Source organism: Ramlibacter monticola (assembly GCF_016722785.1).
In the GTDB taxonomy this organism is placed as follows: domain Bacteria; phylum Pseudomonadota; class Gammaproteobacteria; order Burkholderiales; family Burkholderiaceae_C; genus Ramlibacter; species Ramlibacter monticola.
The window spans coordinates 57,501-73,947 of the sequence record NZ_JAEQNE010000012.1; the positions used below are offsets into that span (position 1 = coordinate 57,501).

18 protein-coding genes and 2 tRNA genes (1 of these 20 running past the window's edge) are annotated in these 16,447 nt (G+C 71.4%); 6 read left to right on the forward strand and 14 right to left on the reverse strand.

Annotation, left to right across the window (positions count from 1 at the left end):
* The 4 genes in view from JJ685_RS28665 to JJ685_RS28680 are tightly spaced (each overlapping or abutting the next) and all read right to left on the reverse strand, a layout consistent with a single transcriptional unit that may run on beyond the window.
* Positions 1-377: the 5' portion of a DUF2894 domain-containing protein gene (locus JJ685_RS28665; protein ID WP_201677809.1), read on the reverse strand. The gene continues 250 nt to the left of window position 1, outside the view; only the first 377 of its 627 coding nucleotides appear in the window; it begins with the start codon at positions 375-377; its stop codon lies off the left edge, out of view.
* Entirely contained in the window at positions 374-1,003 is a 630-nt protein-coding gene (locus JJ685_RS28670; protein WP_201677810.1) for an OmpA family protein, read from the reverse strand. The genes JJ685_RS28665 and JJ685_RS28670 overlap by 4 nt, the downstream gene beginning before the upstream one ends.
* On the reverse strand, positions 1,000-3,048 hold the full coding sequence (locus JJ685_RS28675) for a coiled-coil domain-containing protein (RefSeq protein WP_201677811.1): 2,049 nt from the start codon (positions 3,046-3,048) through the stop codon (positions 1,000-1,002). Before JJ685_RS28675 ends, JJ685_RS28670 begins: the two co-directional genes overlap by 4 nt.
* On the reverse strand, positions 3,045-3,827 hold the full coding sequence (locus JJ685_RS28680; protein ID WP_201677812.1) for a DUF3348 family protein: 783 nt from the start codon (positions 3,825-3,827) through the stop codon (positions 3,045-3,047). Before JJ685_RS28680 ends, JJ685_RS28675 begins: the two co-directional genes overlap by 4 nt.
* Positions 3,828-4,152: 325 nt before the next feature.
* On the opposite strand from JJ685_RS28680, the gene JJ685_RS28685 reads away from it, so the two are divergent.
* Both JJ685_RS28685 and JJ685_RS28690 read left to right on the forward strand, forming a co-directional pair.
* Entirely contained in the window at positions 4,153-4,482 is a 330-nt protein-coding gene (locus JJ685_RS28685; protein WP_201677813.1) for a hypothetical protein, read from the forward strand.
* A complete protein-coding gene (locus JJ685_RS28690; protein ID WP_330901867.1) occupies positions 4,446-5,567 on the forward strand; it encodes an FUSC family protein in 1,122 nt (373 codons plus the stop codon). Before JJ685_RS28685 ends, JJ685_RS28690 begins: the two co-directional genes overlap by 37 nt.
* Here the strand turns inward: JJ685_RS28690 and JJ685_RS28695 are convergent.
* The 7 genes from JJ685_RS28695 to JJ685_RS28725 all read right to left on the reverse strand — a co-directional run bounded on the left by JJ685_RS28695 (position 5,547) and on the right by JJ685_RS28725 (position 11,410).
* Positions 5,547-6,173 (reverse strand): DUF937 domain-containing protein, encoded by a 627-nt coding sequence (locus JJ685_RS28695; protein ID WP_201677814.1) that lies wholly within the window; start codon positions 6,171-6,173, stop codon positions 5,547-5,549. The genes JJ685_RS28690 and JJ685_RS28695 overlap by 21 nt on opposite strands.
* A 129-nt stretch (positions 6,174-6,302) precedes the next feature.
* Positions 6,303-6,378: transfer RNA gene (locus tag JJ685_RS28700), tRNA-Lys, on the reverse strand.
* 121 nt (positions 6,379-6,499) lie between these two features.
* A complete protein-coding gene (locus tag JJ685_RS28705; protein ID WP_236599366.1) occupies positions 6,500-7,504 on the reverse strand; it encodes an isopenicillin N synthase family dioxygenase in 1,005 nt (334 codons plus the stop codon).
* Positions 7,505-7,539: 35 nt separating this feature from the next.
* Positions 7,540-9,117, reverse strand: coding sequence for a rhodanese homology domain-containing protein (locus tag JJ685_RS28710; protein WP_236599367.1), 1,578 nt, complete (start codon positions 9,115-9,117; stop codon positions 7,540-7,542).
* A 424-nt stretch (positions 9,118-9,541) separates the two neighbouring features.
* Positions 9,542-9,775: a hypothetical protein gene (locus JJ685_RS28715; protein WP_201677817.1), complete on the reverse strand. Its 234-nt coding sequence runs from the start codon at positions 9,773-9,775 to the stop codon at positions 9,542-9,544.
* Positions 9,776-9,936: 161 nt separating this feature from the next.
* Complete coding sequence (locus JJ685_RS28720; protein ID WP_201677818.1) at positions 9,937-11,061, reverse strand: sensor histidine kinase; 1,125 nt, start codon at positions 11,059-11,061, stop codon at positions 9,937-9,939.
* Positions 11,062-11,257: 196 nt separating this feature from the next.
* On the reverse strand, positions 11,258-11,410 hold the full coding sequence (locus JJ685_RS28725) for a hypothetical protein (protein WP_201677819.1): 153 nt from the start codon (positions 11,408-11,410) through the stop codon (positions 11,258-11,260).
* Positions 11,411-11,843: 433 nt separating this feature from the next.
* Between JJ685_RS28725 and JJ685_RS30180 the strand changes: the two genes are divergently transcribed.
* A complete protein-coding gene (locus tag JJ685_RS30180; RefSeq protein ID WP_269117456.1) occupies positions 11,844-11,978 on the forward strand; it encodes a hypothetical protein in 135 nt (44 codons plus the stop codon).
* 27 nt (positions 11,979-12,005) lie between these two features.
* Complete coding sequence (locus JJ685_RS28730; protein WP_201677820.1) at positions 12,006-12,308, forward strand: hypothetical protein; 303 nt, start codon at positions 12,006-12,008, stop codon at positions 12,306-12,308.
* An 81-nt stretch (positions 12,309-12,389) separates the two neighbouring features.
* On the opposite strand, the gene JJ685_RS28735 is transcribed toward JJ685_RS28730, so the two are convergent.
* On the reverse strand, positions 12,390-12,791 hold the full coding sequence (locus JJ685_RS28735; RefSeq protein ID WP_201677821.1) for a hypothetical protein: 402 nt from the start codon (positions 12,789-12,791) through the stop codon (positions 12,390-12,392).
* Positions 12,792-13,024: 233 nt separating this feature from the next.
* Here JJ685_RS28735 and JJ685_RS28740 point away from each other — a divergent pair, with 233 nt between their 5' ends.
* On the forward strand, positions 13,025-13,837 hold the full coding sequence (locus JJ685_RS28740) for a Crp/Fnr family transcriptional regulator (protein ID WP_201677822.1): 813 nt from the start codon (positions 13,025-13,027) through the stop codon (positions 13,835-13,837).
* A 40-nt stretch (positions 13,838-13,877) separates the two neighbouring features.
* Here the strand turns inward: JJ685_RS28740 and JJ685_RS28745 are convergent, their stop codons facing one another.
* Positions 13,878-15,047, reverse strand: a complete 1,170-nt coding sequence (locus JJ685_RS28745) for a sensor histidine kinase (RefSeq protein WP_201677823.1) — start codon at positions 15,045-15,047, stop codon at positions 13,878-13,880.
* Positions 15,048-15,312: 265 nt separating this feature from the next.
* Between JJ685_RS28745 and JJ685_RS28750 the strand changes: the two genes are divergently transcribed.
* Positions 15,313-16,311, forward strand: coding sequence for a transglutaminase-like domain-containing protein (locus JJ685_RS28750; protein WP_330901868.1), 999 nt, complete (start codon positions 15,313-15,315; stop codon positions 16,309-16,311).
* A gap of 19 nt (positions 16,312-16,330) precedes the next feature.
* Here JJ685_RS28750 and JJ685_RS28755 read toward each other — a convergent pair.
* Positions 16,331-16,406: transfer RNA gene (locus JJ685_RS28755), tRNA-Ala, on the reverse strand.
* Positions 16,407-16,447: the final 41 nt, after the last annotated feature.

Sequence of the window (16,447 nt, forward strand, 5' to 3'; positions counted from 1 at the left end):
CGGCTGGCGTGCCAGGCCTGGCGGAAGCGGCGCACGCTTGCGAGCTCGTGCTCGTGCACGGCCTCGTCGGGCGCGACCGCCCGCACGCGGGCCGACGCGGCCTGGCGCAGTTGCGCGTTCAGTTCCGCCAGCGGCGTGCAGGCCGGTGCGGCCGGCGCCGCGCGGCGGGACGGCACCGGAGCGGATGGTGCGGGCAGCCGCCGTTCGTACTCGGCCAGCGCCGCCGCGAGCTTCTCGTGCAGCAGCGCGCGCAGCGGCTCCCGCTGGCCGGCCACGCGCCGCGCCAGCGCTTCCAGGTAGTGGAAGCGCACCGGGTCGAAGCGCCACGCGCCGGCGCTGCGCAGCGACGCGATGCGGGCCTGCGGCGTCTCGCTCATCGGCTGGGCGGTGCGGTCCTCGGCACGGGCGCCATCTCCACGCGCCGGTTCAGCGCTCGGCCCTGTTCGCTGGCGTTGGAGGCGACCGGCTGCTGGGCGCCGAAGGCGGCGGCGAAGACCTGCGAGGAAGGCATGCCTTCGTCGATCAGCGCGCGCGTCACGGTCAGCGCGCGCTGGGCCGAGAGCTCCAGGTTGTCGGCGAAGAGGCGGTTGCTTTCGCGCACCGGCTTGTCGTCGGTGAAGCCGCTGACCATCAGCATCTCCCCGCGCTCGCCGAGGTAGAGGCGCAGCGGCTGCACCAGGCTGCGCAGCAGCTGCCGGCCTTCCGGACGCAGCGCGTCGGAGTTGACCGGGAACAGGACGCTGCCGCTGATGCCGATGCGGCCGTCGGCCAGCGTCACGCGCCCCGAGGCGAGCGGGCCGGCGAGGGCCTTCTCCAGCGCCATGCGGCGCTGTTCCTCCTGCTGGCGCTTCTCGACTTCGGCCTGCAGGTTCGCCGCCAGGTCCATCTGCATCACCAGCAGCCCGATCAGCACCAGCACGAAGGCGCCGACCAGGCCCGACATGAGGTCGCCGAAGACCGTCCAGACCGGCGCGTGCAGCTCGCCCTCGTCGGCTTCCGTCATGCCGGCTCCGCGTCGGCGACGGGCAGCGGCTCGCCCTTGCGCGCCTGCAGCTGGCGCAGGTTGTCGACCAGCCCCTGCTGCGAGGCGATGCTGAGGTCGATGACCTCGCGGGCCTGCGCCACGTAGTAGGCGAGCTGTTCGTCGCTGCGCGCCGTGGACCGCTGCAGGGACGCTTCGACGCGCTGCAGGGTCTCGGCCAGCTTGTCGTTGCCCGCCTGGAAGGACTGCACGGCCTGCGCGAAGCCTTCGGCCAGGCTGCCGAGTTCCAGCGCGCTGGTGGCGAGGTGCGCCGAGGTGTCGGCGGCCTTGCCCGCCTGCGCCTCCAGGGCCTGCCCCCAGCGCTCGCCCGCCTGCTGCAGCACGGCGGAAGCGGACGCCACCATCGTGTCGATCGCCTCGCGCTGCTCGCCGGAAGCCTGCTGCAGGGCCTGCAGCAGCGCGCCCAGCCGCTCCATCAGCCCGGTGCGTTCCTGCAGCGCGAGGTTGTCGCGCTCGCCGGCACGGCTCATCTCCTCGCGCAATTGCGCGATCACGCCGGCGGCCGCCTGCGGCACTTCGGAGGCGGTGTGCAGCAGCCGCGTGATCGGCGCCTCCAGCGCGGCGCCCAGGGTGGCCAGGTGCTGCGCGACGGCCGCCTGCAACTGGTCGAGGCGATCGACGGCGGCGCGCCCGCGCTCGCCTTCCTGCTCGCGCAGCGCGGCCAGCTCGGTGCGCCACAGCGTGGCGAGCTGCTCCATGCGCTCGCCCTGCAGCGCCTGCCAGCGCGCCTCGTTCTCCGTGCGCGCGCGCACCAGCTCCTCCGAGCGGGCGAGCAGGCGCGAGGCTTCGTCCAGCGTGCGCAGCGCCTGCGCGCCGGCGCGTTCGGCGACTTCGCCGGCGGATTGTTCGAGCGTGCGGCACACGGCCTGCTGCTGCGCGATCGCCTCGTCGGCGGCGCGGCGCCATTGCGCCTGCAGCTCCACCGCCATCCCCTGCAGCGCCTGCGTCCAGGCCTGCTGGCGTTGCTGTTCGCCCCGCGCCTGCTGCTCCAGGGCCGCGGTCCACTGGTCCGACACGCCGCGGGCGGTGGCGCCGAACTGCGCGGAGAGCGTGTCCACCTGCGCCTGTGCCACCTCCCCCAGGCGCTCCTGCATGCGTTGCGCGTCCTGCGCGAGCTGCGCCATCGTCGAAGCCACCACCGGGCGGATGCTGTCGCCGGCGGCGCGCGCGCCTTCGGCGAGGCTGTCCTGGAGCGAGGTGCCCACGCGCCCGGCGAGCTCGGTGTAGGCGAGCCGCACGTCCTCGTGGAACTTCGCCTGCCGCGCGGAGAGCTGTTCGTCGAGCTGCCGGCTGCGCTGCTCGATGCGTTCCATCATCGCTTCCATGCGCTCCACCAGATCGGGCAGCGCGCGGGCCTGCGACTGGATCGCCTGGTAGGTCGCCTGCCGCTGGTGCGCCAGCGAGAAGGGCAGCAGCACGGTGGCGATGCGGCCTTCGAGCTGGCGGCCCAGCTCCAGGCGCTCGCGCCGGGCGATGGTCGCCATCAGGCCCAGCATCGCCGAGGCGGCGACCCCCGCGACCGAGGTGCCGAAGGACAGGCCCAGGCCCTTGATCGGCGCGGCCAGCGCGGAGCGGATCGCCTGCAGGTCGGTGGAGCCTTCCAGCGCGAACACGGCGCCCTTGAAGGTCACGACCATGCCGAGGAAGGTGCCCAGCATGCCGAGCATCACCAGCAGGCCCACCAGGTAGGGCGTGAGCGCCGGGCCGGGCAGGGGCGCGCGTTCGCCCGCGATGCGCAGGCGCACCGCATGGCGCAGGGACGCGGGCACGCGTTCGAGCCAGGCGGCGAGGTCCGGCAGGGGCTGCGGGATGTCCGCGAGCGCGTGCGACAGCGCGGCGGTCGCGGCGCGGTACTGCCGCAGCTCGTAGCCGCCCAGCAGGTACACGCCGGCGATCGCGAGGGTCATCGCCAGCGCCAGCCAGCTCGACCCGATGAATCCGAATCCCACCCAGGCCACGGCGGCGAGGCCGAGGGCGAAGGCGGCGGCAAAAAATCGCTTGCTCATTGCGGTTCGTTCAATTCCTTGCTCAGGGCCTCCACGAGGCCCGTGACGGGTTGCAGGCGCAGGTCCAGTTCGGCCGCGAGGAGCTGGCGCCAGTCCTGCGCGAAGCGCTCCAGCCAGCCGCCGGGGCGGCGCCAGGCCGCGGGCTCGTCCGGCTGGCCGCTGTCCTGCAGCGCCTGCAGGTGCGCCGAGCGCAGGTCGGCGAAGCGCCGCTGCATGCGGTCGGCGATGGTCGGCAGCAGCTTCTGCTCGCGCGGCGCGAGCACCTGCTCCATCGTCGCGTCCAGCGCCGCCAGCTGGCGCAGCCTGGGCGAGGCCTGCGCCAGCGCCTGCCGCACGTGATCGCGCAGCGGCGGGATCATCAGCTCCATCTGGCGCTGCAGCTCCAGGTGCCGCTGGCGCCAGGGCAGGTAGCTCACGTCCCCGGCGTCCTCGACGGGTTTCGCGGCCGCGCGCGCCAGCCGGCGCAGGTCGGCCGGCGTCAGCGCCGTCTCCACCACCGGCGGAGGCTCCTGCGCGATCGCCTTGGCCATCACCGAGCGGACCCGCTGCACGTCCTCCGCCAGCGCCTGTGCGCGGCCACGCGGGGCGGACGCGCGGGCGTGCGCCCTGCCACGCAGCCCGGCGATCGCCTGGTGCGCGCCCTGCAGGCGGATCGCGTCGAAGGCGTTCACCCACAGGCTCAGGCGTTCGGCCACGTCGAGGCCGGACGGCTCCGCTTCCGCGGGCGTCCAGCCGCCCAACAGGCGGACCAGCGTCGAATGGCTGAAGCTGCTGCGCAAATGAATCCTCGGCACCGTGACGGTGCATTGCACATGTTTCAGGGTAGGGGTGGCGCGAGGCCGGCGCCCGGTGGCGGGCGCGCCGCGACGATGCCGCGGCAGGACCCGTATTAGAAACGATCCGGCGGGACGGCCGCGCCGGGCTGCTTGCCGTTCGTCCCCGCGGCGGAAATTTTCCGCGGCCCCCGGCGGACGCTGCCAGTGCTACTCTGGCCGCGAATACTTGACTCCTCAGCCCAGGTGTGACATGCGGATCCTTGCTGCAACTTCCCTTTCCTTCCTCCTTCTCGCCACCGGTTGCCAGACTCCTCCCGGTGGCAGCGCGATGGCCGGCGCCGACTGCGAAAAGGCGGCCGTCCCGAGCGGCGCCGTGTTCGGCACGCGCGAAGGCATGGAGATCGCGACCTGGCCGCCGACCATGGCGCGCGGCGTGACCGGCTGCCAGCGCGTGTGGTACGGCCAGCGCGCGCGGCCCGAGGCGATGCAGGTGCTCGCCACCTATTACTACGAGGGCGGCCGGGTGCGCCGGCTGGTCGGCCAGGTGCCGAACGGCGCGGCCTACGACTGCCAGTACAGCGGTGGCGTCCTCGACAACACCAAGTCGCAGAATCCGGGGCAGTGTCCGCGGGCGCCGGACGTCGAGCCCGGGAGCTGACCGCGTCCGCCCGCGCCCGCTGGAGGGAACTGCTCGCCGGCGAGCTGCGCCACTTCGCCAGCCTCCATCGCAGCGACCGGCCCTGGGAGATGCCGGTGGCGGCCGCGCTCGCGAGCGGGCTGCCGATCTTCATCGGCGCCGCCTGCGGCGAACTGGGACTGGGCCTGGTCGCCTCGCTGGGCGGCCTCGTGTTCCTGTACCTGCCCGCCACGCGCCTGTCGCACCGCATGGCCTGGCTCATGGCCTGCGCCTTCGGCATGACGGGCTGCTATGCGCTGGGCCTGCTGGGACACCTCTTTCCGCTGCTGCTGGTGCCGCTGCTCGCCGTGACCAGCATCGTGGTGACCATGGTCTGCCGCTTCTACGCGTCGCCGCCCCCGGGCAGCCTGTTCTTCGTGATGGCGGCGGCCATCGGCGCCTACAGCCCCGCGCACGGCCGTGCCGCGCTGGTGCAGGTGGGCGCGCTCACCCTGGGCTGCGTGCTGGCGGTCGCCATCGCCTTCGTCTACAGCCTGCACATCGTGAGCCGCCGCGGCGTGCCGGCGCCCAGCCCGGCCCCCGATCCGGAATTCGGCTTCGTCGTGCTGGACTCGGTGGTGATCGGCGGCTTCGTGGGGCTGTCGCTGCTGGTGGCGCAGGCGCTGCAGCTGGAGCGGCCTTACTGGGTTCCGGTGAGCTGCCTCGCCATCATCCAGGGCGCTTCGCTGCGGGCCGCGTGGGTGAGGCAGCTGCATCGCATCGTGGGCACCGCGCTCGGCCTGCTGGTGTTCCTGGCGATCGCGCAGTTCCCGCTCGACGCCTGGAGCGTGGCCGGCGTGCTGACGGCGCTCACCCTGGTGATCGAAACCCTCGTCGTGCGCCACTACCTGCTGGCCACGGTGTTCATCACGCCGCTGACCATCCTGCTGGCGGAGGCGGCGCAGCTGCCCGTGCTGGCCTCGCAGGCCATCATGCGGGCGCGGCTCGTGGACACCGTCGTCGGCGCCGTGATCGGGCTGGCAGGCGCGGCCTGCCTGCACAGTCCGCGCTTCCGCGCGGCGGTGGATGCGGTGCTGCGACGGGTCCTACCGAACGGCGCGGAGTGAGGGTCGCTGCCGGCCACAGGGTGGGATGAACCTGGAACGCGGTGCCCTTCGGCATTCGTACGGGGGGTCGTCACGGCTTTGCGCGCCGCCGCACGTGCGCACGATATCGTCGAGGACGTTCCCGTCGCCGTTGGCGTCCAGCAGGGTGCGCAGGAAGCCCAGGCCGTTGACCGCCTGGTTCGCTCCGCCGAGCAGGAGCCCCAGGCTGCCGACATGGCCCATGGCCATCGTGCCGGCCACCATCATCACCAGCATGGGCAGCATCCTCGCCAGCAGTGCGGGATCGATCCCGGTGAGCTGCGCGGCATGCCCGACGACGGCGCGACTCACGTCCGGCGAGCCGAAGATCTGCTGCAGCACTTCATTGCCGAGGCCGACGTGGGTCGGCGCCGGGGCCAGCACCTCGTAGACGAGGCCGCTGCCGCCGAGCCGGCCCAGGAAATCCATCAGGCCGCCGGGCTCGGCGTGTGCGCATCGCTGCAAGCCGTCGAGCACAGCGGGCGCCAACGCTCCGGCAGCGTGCGCAACCTGGTGCGGGTCGGCGCCCAGCTCGCGCGCCATGGCTTCGAGTCCGCCCGTGCGGGCCAGCAAGTCGAGAATCTGCATGATGCCGAACACGTAGGTGCGGGCAACGCAGCGCCGGAGACGGCGAAGCGCGCGTTTGCACGTAGGTCCGGGCAAGCACAAAAGGAAACGGGCCGCTCCCCTGGGGGAGCGGCCCGTGCCTCGAATGGGTGGTGGGTCCTGTAGGATTCGAACCTACGACCTACGGATTAAGAGTCCGCTGCTCTACCAACTGAGCTAAGAACCCCTTCTACGTCGCTTGCTGCGACTTTGCGAAGCAGCGATGGGGACGGAGTATAGCACGGTGGTTTCGGGCTGCTCGGCGGTGACGGCGCGCTCGCGCTCGAGCACGCCACGCGCGGATCGCCTCACTCCCTGCGCAACGACGCCTTCAGCCCGGGAAACACCTTGCCCACCTTCGCCGTGACGTACTCGCCGTAGGTGCCCCGGAAGGACTGCAGGTTGGCGCCGTCCCAGCGGCGGCCGCTGTCGTCCTGGCCCGGACCGGCGCCTGGCACCGGGGCGATCACGGTGTCGAAGTCCGGATCGAAGAAGAGCGGGATCGACAGCCGGTCGCGTCCGCTCGTGTTGACGGCGACGCGATGGGACGCCGAGCGCCAGCGGCCGCCGGTCATGCGGTCCAGCATGTCGCCGATATTGCACACGAAGGTGCCCGGGATGGGCGGCGCGTCCACCCAGCCGGTGTCGGTGCGCACCTGCAAGCCGCCCGCGTCGTCCTGCCACAGCATCGTGAGCAGGCCGTAGTCGGTGTGTTCGCCGACGCCCCATTGCACGTCGAGGTTCTCCGGCGCGGCGCGCGTCGGATAGTTGAAGAAGCGCAGCAGCAGCAGCGGGTCCGCCGTGTCGTGCTCGGCGAAGTAGGACTCCGGCACGCCGAGTCCCAGCGCGCAGCCGCGCATCAGGGCCTGGCCCAGCGCGGACATCGCATCGAGGTAGGCGAGGACCGTCTCGCGGAAGCCCGGCAGGTCCGGCCACAGGTTGGGCCCGTGCAGGATCACGCCGGCGCGCACGCGCGGATGGTCCGGGCCGAGCTCGCTGCCGAGGTAGAGGCCTTCCTTCCAGTCGGGCCGACCCGAAGTGAGTTCGCCGCCGGCCGGGAAGTAGCCGCGCCAGGCCAGCCCGCCGGCGGACATGGGAATGCGCAGCTTGCGCACCTCGTCCAGCGCGAAGAAGGCGCGCGCCTGCGACACCACGCGGTCCACGAGCGCGGCGTCCACGCCGTGGTGCTGCGCATAGAAGAAGCCCCATTCGCGCGCGGCGGCGTCGATGGCGCGCGCCGCGCCCAGCTTGCCGGCCTGCGAGGCCCTGGCATCCACCAGGGCGGAGACGTCGATGACGGGGGGATGGGCCATGGCTGCTCCAGTGTGCTTCATCCTCCGCCAACGCGTCAGATCACCCGGAACGCATGCGTGCCGTCGCGCCCGAGCTGCGCGACCAGGCCGTACTCCCAGTCGAGGTAGGCCTGCATGGCCGCGCGCGGCGCGTCCGTGCCTTCGTAGGGCCGGCGGTAGCGGTCGATGCGGGGCGAAGCCAGGCGCTGCTCGCCGCTTTCGAGCGGCAGGCCGGCGGCGCTCCACGCCTGGGTGCCTCCTTCCAGCACCCGCACTTCGGCCTGCGGGCGCAGTGCCGCCACTTCGGCCGCGACATGGCGCGCCAGCGCCGATGTGCCGCAGGTCAGCACATACCGCGAGGCGGGGCGGATCGCGTCGAGCGCCTGCGCCAGTTGCGAACGCAGCACAAACCAGGCGCCCGGGATGTGCCCGGCGACGTGCCGTGCACTGGGCGCGAAGTCCAGCACCGCCGTGCCCCCTTCGCGCATCCAGCCGGCGAGCTCCGGCGGCGAAACCGTGCGGTGGGCCGGGGCCTGCGGCACCGCCGCGGTGGCGGCGCCGCGCTCGCTGAAGGCCGCGGGGCTTGCCACGACCCAGGCCTCCCATCCCATCTGCCCCAGCCACGAGGCCGTCATGTTCGCGCGCACGCCGTCGTCGTCGACCAGCACGATGCGGGCGCCGCGCACCGGGGCGCTGTGGTCCGTCTCCTGCACCAGCTGCCCGCCCGGCACGTTGCGGAAGCCCGGAAGATGGCCTGCCTCGTATTCCTCCGGCGTGCGCACGTCGAAGCGGTAGATGGTGCGACCGGCCTCGGCGGCGAAGCGCGCGAGGTCGTCATCGCTCGCGGAGCGCACGCCGGCCTTCGCGGCGACGGCGCGCGCCCGCGCAGTGGCCTCCGCTCGCACCGCGGCATCGATCGCGCCCGGCCGCCGGCTCGCGCCGCGATCCAGCTCCTGCCCGGCGAGGACCCAGCCGATCGTCCCGTTGCGCAGCGCCGCCACGGGGTTGGGAATGCCCGCGTTCACCAGCGACTGCGTGCCGATGATGCTGCGGGTGCGGCCCGCGCAGTTCACGACGATGCGCGTCGCCGGATCGGGGGCGATGGCGCGCGCCCGCAGCACGAGCTCCGCGCCCGGTACGCTGATGCCGCCCGGGATGCACATGGTCTGGTACTCCTCGAAGCGGCGCGCGTCGAGCACCACCACGTCGGCGCCGCTGCGCAGCAGCCGCAGCACCTCGGGCGCGGGCAGGGAGGGCGTTTGCCGCTCGTGCTCCACCAGTTCGCCGAAGGCCTTGCTCGGCACGTTGACGTCGATGAACAGTTCGCCGCCGGCCTCGCGCCAGCCCTGCAGACCGCCCGCGAGCAGGGAGACGCGCGTGTAGCCCAGCGCCACGAGCTTGCCGGCGGCGACAGCGGCCAGCCCTTCGCCGTTGTCGTACACCACCACCGGCGTGTCGAGGCGCGGGATGCGCGTCCAGGCATCGAGCTCGATGCCCGACAGCGGCAGGTTGGCCGCGAACAGCGGATGGCCGCGCGCGAACGGGTCTTCTTCGCGCACGTCCAGCAGGGCGATCTCGCGCTGCGCCAGCAGCGCGGCGCGGACTTCGTCAAAGGACGTGAGAGGCAGTGGCATGGCCGAAAGCATCCGCCATGCGCTGTCGTTGCGCAAGCAGGGCGGGGCGCGGCCCGGTCATCCGGCCCGCGAAGAGCCTGAGCTTATGCGGATAAGTTCGTGAAATCTCCGTCGTTTCCTTCGCGCCGTCGCGTGGACAGAATCGTCCCGACCGGAACACACCCTGAAGGAAAGCGATGTCGATCCCGAAGCCTGGCCGGCGCGGCCCGCAAGAGGACAAAGACCGGAGAACCACTCGCCGCAACCTGCTGCGGATCCTGGGCGCCACGGCCGCCGCGTGGGGCCTGGACGCACGGCCGCAAGCGCGCGCGGGTGCAATGGGTCGACTCGACTCGGTGTCCTGTTCGGTGAGTCGGCGGCAGCCGTAGCGGGCCATCGGGCTCGCGAGCCCGATGGCCGTGACCTTGCACGGCGGCAGGCTGCTTCAGGACTCGTCCATCAGCGACAGCGCTTCGATCGCGTGCTGCGCCTGTGCGATGGCGCCTGCGACCTTGCGCTTGTTCGGTGCGCGGTGGCTGCCGCCGACGGCAGCGAGCCTGTCGCGTCCGCGCAGCAACTCCTTCCCGCAGCGGGTGACCCAGAAACGCCCGTGGTCGTCGGCCTCGATGCGGTATGTCAGTCGTTGCCCGGACTTGCGGGTGTATTCGACGGATTCCATGGTCCCACTGTACGGCGCAGCGCGGCCTTTCGGCGTCGGCACAAGTGCCGACCGGCAGCGGTCCGGGGCGCCGTATGCCGGCTGGCGCTGCGCAATGCGCAGGGACAGCAGGTGGGCTTCGTCAGGATCTTGCAGCGCGCCGCACAAGCCGGTGCAAGCGACTAGTGGTGCAGGGGAAGGCGGACGGTGAACACGCAGCCCGTCGCGGGCACATTCCGCACGGTCAGGGTGCCCCCGGCGGCCTCCACGGTCTTGCGGCACATGGACAGCCCGAGGCCCAGACCGGTGCGGTCCGCGTGGTGCTGGGAAAACGGCCGGAACATGACCTCCGCGGCGTCGGGGGCGAGGCCTCCGCAGTGGTCCTCTACCTCGATGATGGCCGTATTGTCGGCGGCATACGCGTTCAGCGCGACCTCGGTATGAGCCCGGGTGAACTTGAAGGCGTTCTGCAGCAGGTTGACCACCGCGCCGAGGAGGAGCTCGCGGTCGCCCTCGATCTCGTGCTGGCGGTCCACGTTCCTCACCGTGAACGGACAGCCCCGCGCCTTGGCCTCCAGCAGTGCCGCGTTGCCGGCGTCGGCGATGAAGGCGGCGAGCGGGAACACTTCGCTGGCGTACTGCGGCCCCGCGGCAAGCCGCACCTCCTGCAGGGAGTGGTCGACCAGCGAGGTCAATGCGCCGAGGCTGCGCCTCAGGACACCGCCGGTCGCACCCGCGATCGGCAACTGGCCGGTTTCGAGCGCGGCGAGCGCGAGCGTGGCGGTGTGCAGGGCATTGCGCAGTTCGTGGGCGAGGAAGCCGATCCGCTCGTTGCACTCGGAGGAGGAACGGCGCACCAGCGTCATGTCGCGCTGCGAGCTGAACTCCGTCACGGCATAGGCGATCGCATTGTCCAGGCAGCGGTTCAGCGTCCGGAACTCCTGCACGCTGAACGGGGCATCCCGCTCCACGGCCAGGTCGGTGATCGCCTGGCACAGGTCGCCGTAGTCGTGCACGACCTGGTCCACGGTGTACCCGAGTTCGAGCAGCTGCTTTCCGTGCGCCGTGGCAGATACGCCGATTTCGGACGGCGGCCCCGGGTCGCCACCCGCCGGGCCGGAAATCCTCAGGCTGTCGGCGGCATGGCCTTCCTTTTCGGCCTGCAGCGTGTTCGTCAACTGCCCGAGGAAGAGCGGGACCCCTTGCTTCAACTGCTCGGGAGTGGCAGCACGGCGTGGGCGCTCGGCCACCTTGCCCTCGCAGCGCCGGATCAGTTCATCCCGATTGCGGTTCAGGAATTCATGCATGGTGACAACCTCCGCTCACTGTGGTGAGCATGCTCTCCGCGTTCCCAGTATGGGCGTTTGCCGGAGCGCGTGCGGGTTCTTGACTTGCGCGACACGCGAAACGCGGCACAGCGGTACGCGGCACAGCGGTACGTGGCACAGCGGCACGGATGCGGACAACCGGCCGCAGCGCGTTGTTTGCTGGTGAACTTCCGCTTCAGCCAAACAGGTGCGCGATGCGGTTCCAGCCCGGCCAGATGGCCAGCCCCAATCCGAGGAAGATGATCAGGACCACGGCGGCACCGAACCAATGCTCGGGCGTCCATTGGCGCAGGGGGAGGGCACGGCCCGGAATGGGGTCTTCGTTCATGATGTGAACGCGTTGGTGCCGAAGCTCGTGGCGGGCATCAGGCGCTACCTTCCCACGCCTTCGTCAAGGCATCGACGCTGGGTCCTCCGACCGCTTTCGCCAAGGTCGCCAGGCTTCGTTTCAGGACCGAGCCAGTCGAACCACACCGCTCGATCAGCTGCTGGCGGTGACAGGCGAGAAAGCCGGACATCATTGCGCACTCCCGGCCCCCGGGCGGGCAGCGGTGCGCCCGGCACATCGGATCTGGACGGGAATCGTCATGGCACTTCCTTCCCTTGGAATCCTACGGTGGACCGCAAGCGGGCCGGCGTCTGTGCGGTAGGAGACGAATGAGGCGCGCTCGAGCGGCAGCACGCAGTCGTCCGTACGCTGCCGCACAGACGCGGGTGCCGGCCCGGCCGAGAGTCGAAGCAACGAACCGGGAGAGCCTTTCATGCCCAAGGGACAGCAACGCGGCAACAAGGAAGCGAAGAAGTCGAAGAAGACGCCGGCGCCACCGGCGCTCCCTGCGCAGTCCGCCGTGGCCGCGCACGCACCGGCGCGGGTCACGCGCTGGCCGAAGAAGTAGCAGGGCCCCCTCTCGAAAGAACGGGCGATGCTCAGCGCGAATCAACTGAACGACGCCGGCTTCTACTGGTACCTGGACGCGATCGGCTCGCCGCCGCAGGTGGTGGAGGTGGGCGGTGACGACCGGCTGACGGTGCGCTTCACCGGCCGTGCCGGCGAGGGCGCACTGGTGGACCTGGCAGGATCCTTCGTCGGCCCGCTGCGCCCGCCCGGTGCGCACCAGACCCTCAGCGACGCCGAACAGGAGGCCGTGCAGGCGGCGGTGCAGTCCCGCACGCGCGCTCGCGGACCGGCCGATCCGCCGGACGCGGGCGAGGGCCATCCCAGCTGACGTTTCTTCGATCCCGTGTCGCGCGCCGTGAGGCGCGCGCAGGGAGTTTCGATGGGAGGAGGTCGGCCGAAGGGGGGAGCCTCAGGAGGTTCCTTCCTGGTGACTGCGCGCGTAGCGCACGGCGTCCGCCAGCAAGTCGTAGCGGAAGCTGCGGAAGTGGAATGCGCCCGCTTCGAACGCGATGCCGAGCGCGGCCATGAGTGCCCGGTCTCCCTCGGTGGGTACCGCGACGGCCCTGGCTCGCCGGGGCGGCCCGCCGGCATCTTCCTGCCCGGGGCGGGAGCGCAGCAGGCTCGCGTACGCGACGGCGTCTTCCAGCCGATCGTAGTGGTAGTCGTGGAAGCCGTAGTCGACCCCGTCGTACCCGATGCCGAACTGCTCCATCAGGCGCTCGCGCGCAGGTCGTTGGTCGGCCAGGTGTCCCCCTCCGGACGTGAATGCGCCTTCGGCGGCGGCGTTGCCAGGCTTGTCTTGCGTGTTCATGGTGCTTACCTCCGATGCGGCCGATGCTGGCGCCAGGCAGGCAACCACGTTGCGCTCGCAGTCGCCTCGTGTCTGTACGGGAGCGAACGGACGGTGCGCGGGGCGCACTACGGAGCAGCGCATCGCGTTCGTGCGGTGGCGTACCGACAGGACCGCACCGGCGTCCTACTGTGGTCGTCCAGAACAGACCCGGGGGGACGCCATGCCGATCGACTTCCTCGAGAAGCACCGCGATGAGCCCGTCGCCCCGGTGCGACGCCGAGGCCACGGAGCGGCCGCGACACCGAGGCCACGGAGCGGCCGCGACACGCAAGGAGAACGTCCTGAATGCTCCGCGTGACGCACCCGGCGCGGCGAACGGCCTGCTGGCCGCGCTGCCGGTCGAGGATCGCGCCCGGTTCCTGGCGGGCTGCCAGAAGGTCCAGCTGCAGATGGACCAGGTGCTGGCCTCTCCCGGCGAGCCCATGGCCCACGCCTGGTTCCCGACCTCAGCCGTGCTGTCCCTCGCCATCGCGCCGCCGGAGACGCGCCAGTGGCTCGAGGTGGCCCTGGTGGGTTCCGAAGGCATGGTCGGCCTGCCGCTGCTGCTGGGGGTGCGCGCCTCGACGATGCGTGTCACGGTGTTGCGTGCAGGCGCGGCGCTGTGCATCGGCGCCGCGCCGCTGCGGCGGCAGTTGCTCGCCAGCCGGCCGCTGCGCACCAGGCTGCAGCGTTACGTCCTGGTCGTGCTCACGCAGATGGCGCGGGCAGCCCTGTGCACGCGCTATCACAAGGTGGACGAGCGCCTCGCACGCTGGCTGTTGATGGCGCAGGACCGCGCCCCCCGCCAGGACCTGCATGCGACCCATGAATCCCTCTCCGCCAGCCTGGGGGTGCGGCGCGCCGGCGTCACCCGCGCGGCGGCCGGCCTGCAGGAACGCAGGCTGATCGCCTATCACCGCGGCGTGGTGACACTGCTGGACCGGCGCGCGCTGAAGCGTGCCGCCTGCTCCTGTTATGCGTCCGACCGTGCGTCCTATGCGGCGCTGATGCGGTCGCACCGGTGAGCGGGCGCGGCTCCGTAGGCCTGCGCACAAAGCCGACGGGTCATGCGCCTGGACCGGGCCTGCGGCCGGCGAAGGCCGGTCGCACCCGGGGCAAGCGGACCAGGAAGGTGGTCAGGTCGCGCTCCGAGGCGACCTCGATGCTGCCGCCGTGCGCCTGCGCGATCTCGCGCGTGATGTAGAGGCCCAGGCCGAGTCCGGAGGACCCCGCGCGCAGCTCGCCCTGCGCCGCGGGTGCCTGGCGCAGCGGTAAGAAGATCGTCCTCTGCGCCTCGGGGGAGATGGGCGTGCCCTTGTTCTCGACGCGCACGCTCACCTCGTCGCCATCCCCCCGGATGCGGACGTGCACGGGCTGCGAAGGGTCCCCGTGCTGGGCCGCGTTGGCCAGCAGGTTGGAGATCATCTGGCCGATGCGCCCGGCGTCCCAGCGTCCGCCGAGATCGCCTTCCAGCGAGACCTCGACGCGCGCGTCGGGCAGGACGGTGGTGATCTCGGCGGCGATGGTCCGGGCGATCACGCCCATGTCGGCCGGCGCCGGTGAGATGGGCAGAGTCACGCCGAAGGTGGTCTGCGTGAAGTCCAGGATGTCCTTCACCATGGCCGCCATGCGCTGCGACGACGTCAGGATGCGTGCCACCGCCCTGGTCTGCGCGTCGTCGGGCGTGTCGGTGCGCAGGAGGGTGGTCGCGCTCATCTGCACGACGCCCAGCGGCGTGCGCAAGTCGTGTCCGAGCATCCCGAGCAGGAGGTTGCGCGAGTCGTCGACCTTGCGCGCGTAGAACGAGGCCGATTCGGAGAGCGCCTGGTCCATGGCCTCGTCGAGGCGCGTCAACTCTTCGACATGCGCGCGCCCGGGATGCTGTTCGATCTGCCGGGCCCAGCGGCGACTGACGCTGGCGCGCAGCGCGCGGAACTCGGACACCAGGCCATCGAACGGAAATCCCTGCCGGAAACGTTGCGCCGCGTGGTCGCGTGCCGTGCGCGTGATGTCGGGGGAGTTGCCCGGGGCGTTGCCCTGGGACTTGTCGTACTTCGCATCCGGATCCTCCGTCTGTCGCAGGTCCGCGGCAATGGCTTGCAGGAGCACCTTCGCGTGGTCCGCCAGCTCCTCGTGCGTGAAGCCGTGCGACAGGGGGACGCGCGTGCGCGCGAACTCCACCCACTCGTCCACGATGGGGCCCAACTGGTCCGCGATGAGGTCGGGAATCTTCATGGGCGGGGCGTCCGGACCATTGTGCGCCTCGCCGCGCAACGGCGGGGCGAAGCCACGCCCCCGCCGCCCCCGCCGCCGACCCCGCCGAACCGGCGAAGCGCGTACACTCGAATCCTCCTGATCCCGCTGCCTCCTCTCGTGCCTCGAGGCGGATGAGCCACCGGCTCGATCATCCTGCCAGCGCACTTGTGCCAGCCGAGGTGCGCATGCTTTCCGATTCCGCCTTCTCCCTGACCGGCCTGCCGGCCGAACGCGCGCGCCGTTCGTGCTGAGCGCCGTCCCTCTTCGCCTGCGCTACGAGGTGGAACTGCGCTACGAGGTGCAGGCCTCCGGCGCCGACTTCATCTTCAACGTCCAGGCGGCGCGCACGCCGCAGCAGACCGTGGTGGAGGAGGGCCTGTTCGTCAGCCAGCACCTGCCGCTGCAGGGATACACGGAGCCGGCGACGGCCGGCCGCTTCCTGCGCCTGCGTGCCTGCACGGGCGAGCTCACCCTGCGTTACCACGCCACCGTGGATGTCACGCATCGCACCGACGATCCCGGCGGGATCGCGGAGACCTGGGTGCCGAACCTGCCGGGGCCGGTGCTGCCTTATCTCTACCCCAGCCGCTACTGCGAGTCGGACGTGCTGAACGCCTTCGCCATGCGCGAGTTCGGCAGCCTCTGGCAGGGCTACAGCCGGGTGCAGGCGATCTGCGACTGGGTGCAGCGCCACGTGGCTTTCGTCTCCGGCAGTTCCATCGGCACCACCAGCGCCGCGCAGACCTTGCAGCAGCGCCAGGGCGTGTGCCGCGACTTCGCCCACCTCATGATCGCCCTGTGCCGCGGCGTCAACATCCCGGCACGCTTCACCACGGGCCTGGACTACGGGGCCGACCCGGCGCTGGGCCCGACCGACTTCCATGCCTACGTGGAGGCGTTCCTCGGCGGCCGCTGGTACATGTTCGACCCTTCCGGGACCGCGATTCCGATGGGCTTCGTGCGCCTCACCTCCGGGCGAGATGCGGCCGATTCCGCCTATGCCTCGATCTTCGGCAACGTGCTGCCGACGACCCAGCGCATGGAAATCGTCGCACTCGCCGGCAGCGACGGGGTACTGCGCGAGCCGGTGCGCACCTCGCAGGCCCTGTCCACCGACGCCGGCGGGCTGCAGTCCGGATGGACGCCGGCAAGCACCAGCGCCGCCGCCAGTTCCGCGGCGGCAGGCGGCAGCGGCGCCTGGACCGGCGACTGCGTGTCACCGAAAAAAGAAAAGGCCTCGTGAAGAGGCCTTGGGAATATTGTGGTGGAGAGGAGGAGGATCGAACTCCCGACCTTCGCATTGCGAACGCGACGCTCTCCCAGCTGAGCTACCCCCCCACAACGTCCGTTATTGTAGCAAAACTCAGGCAGGGTTTACG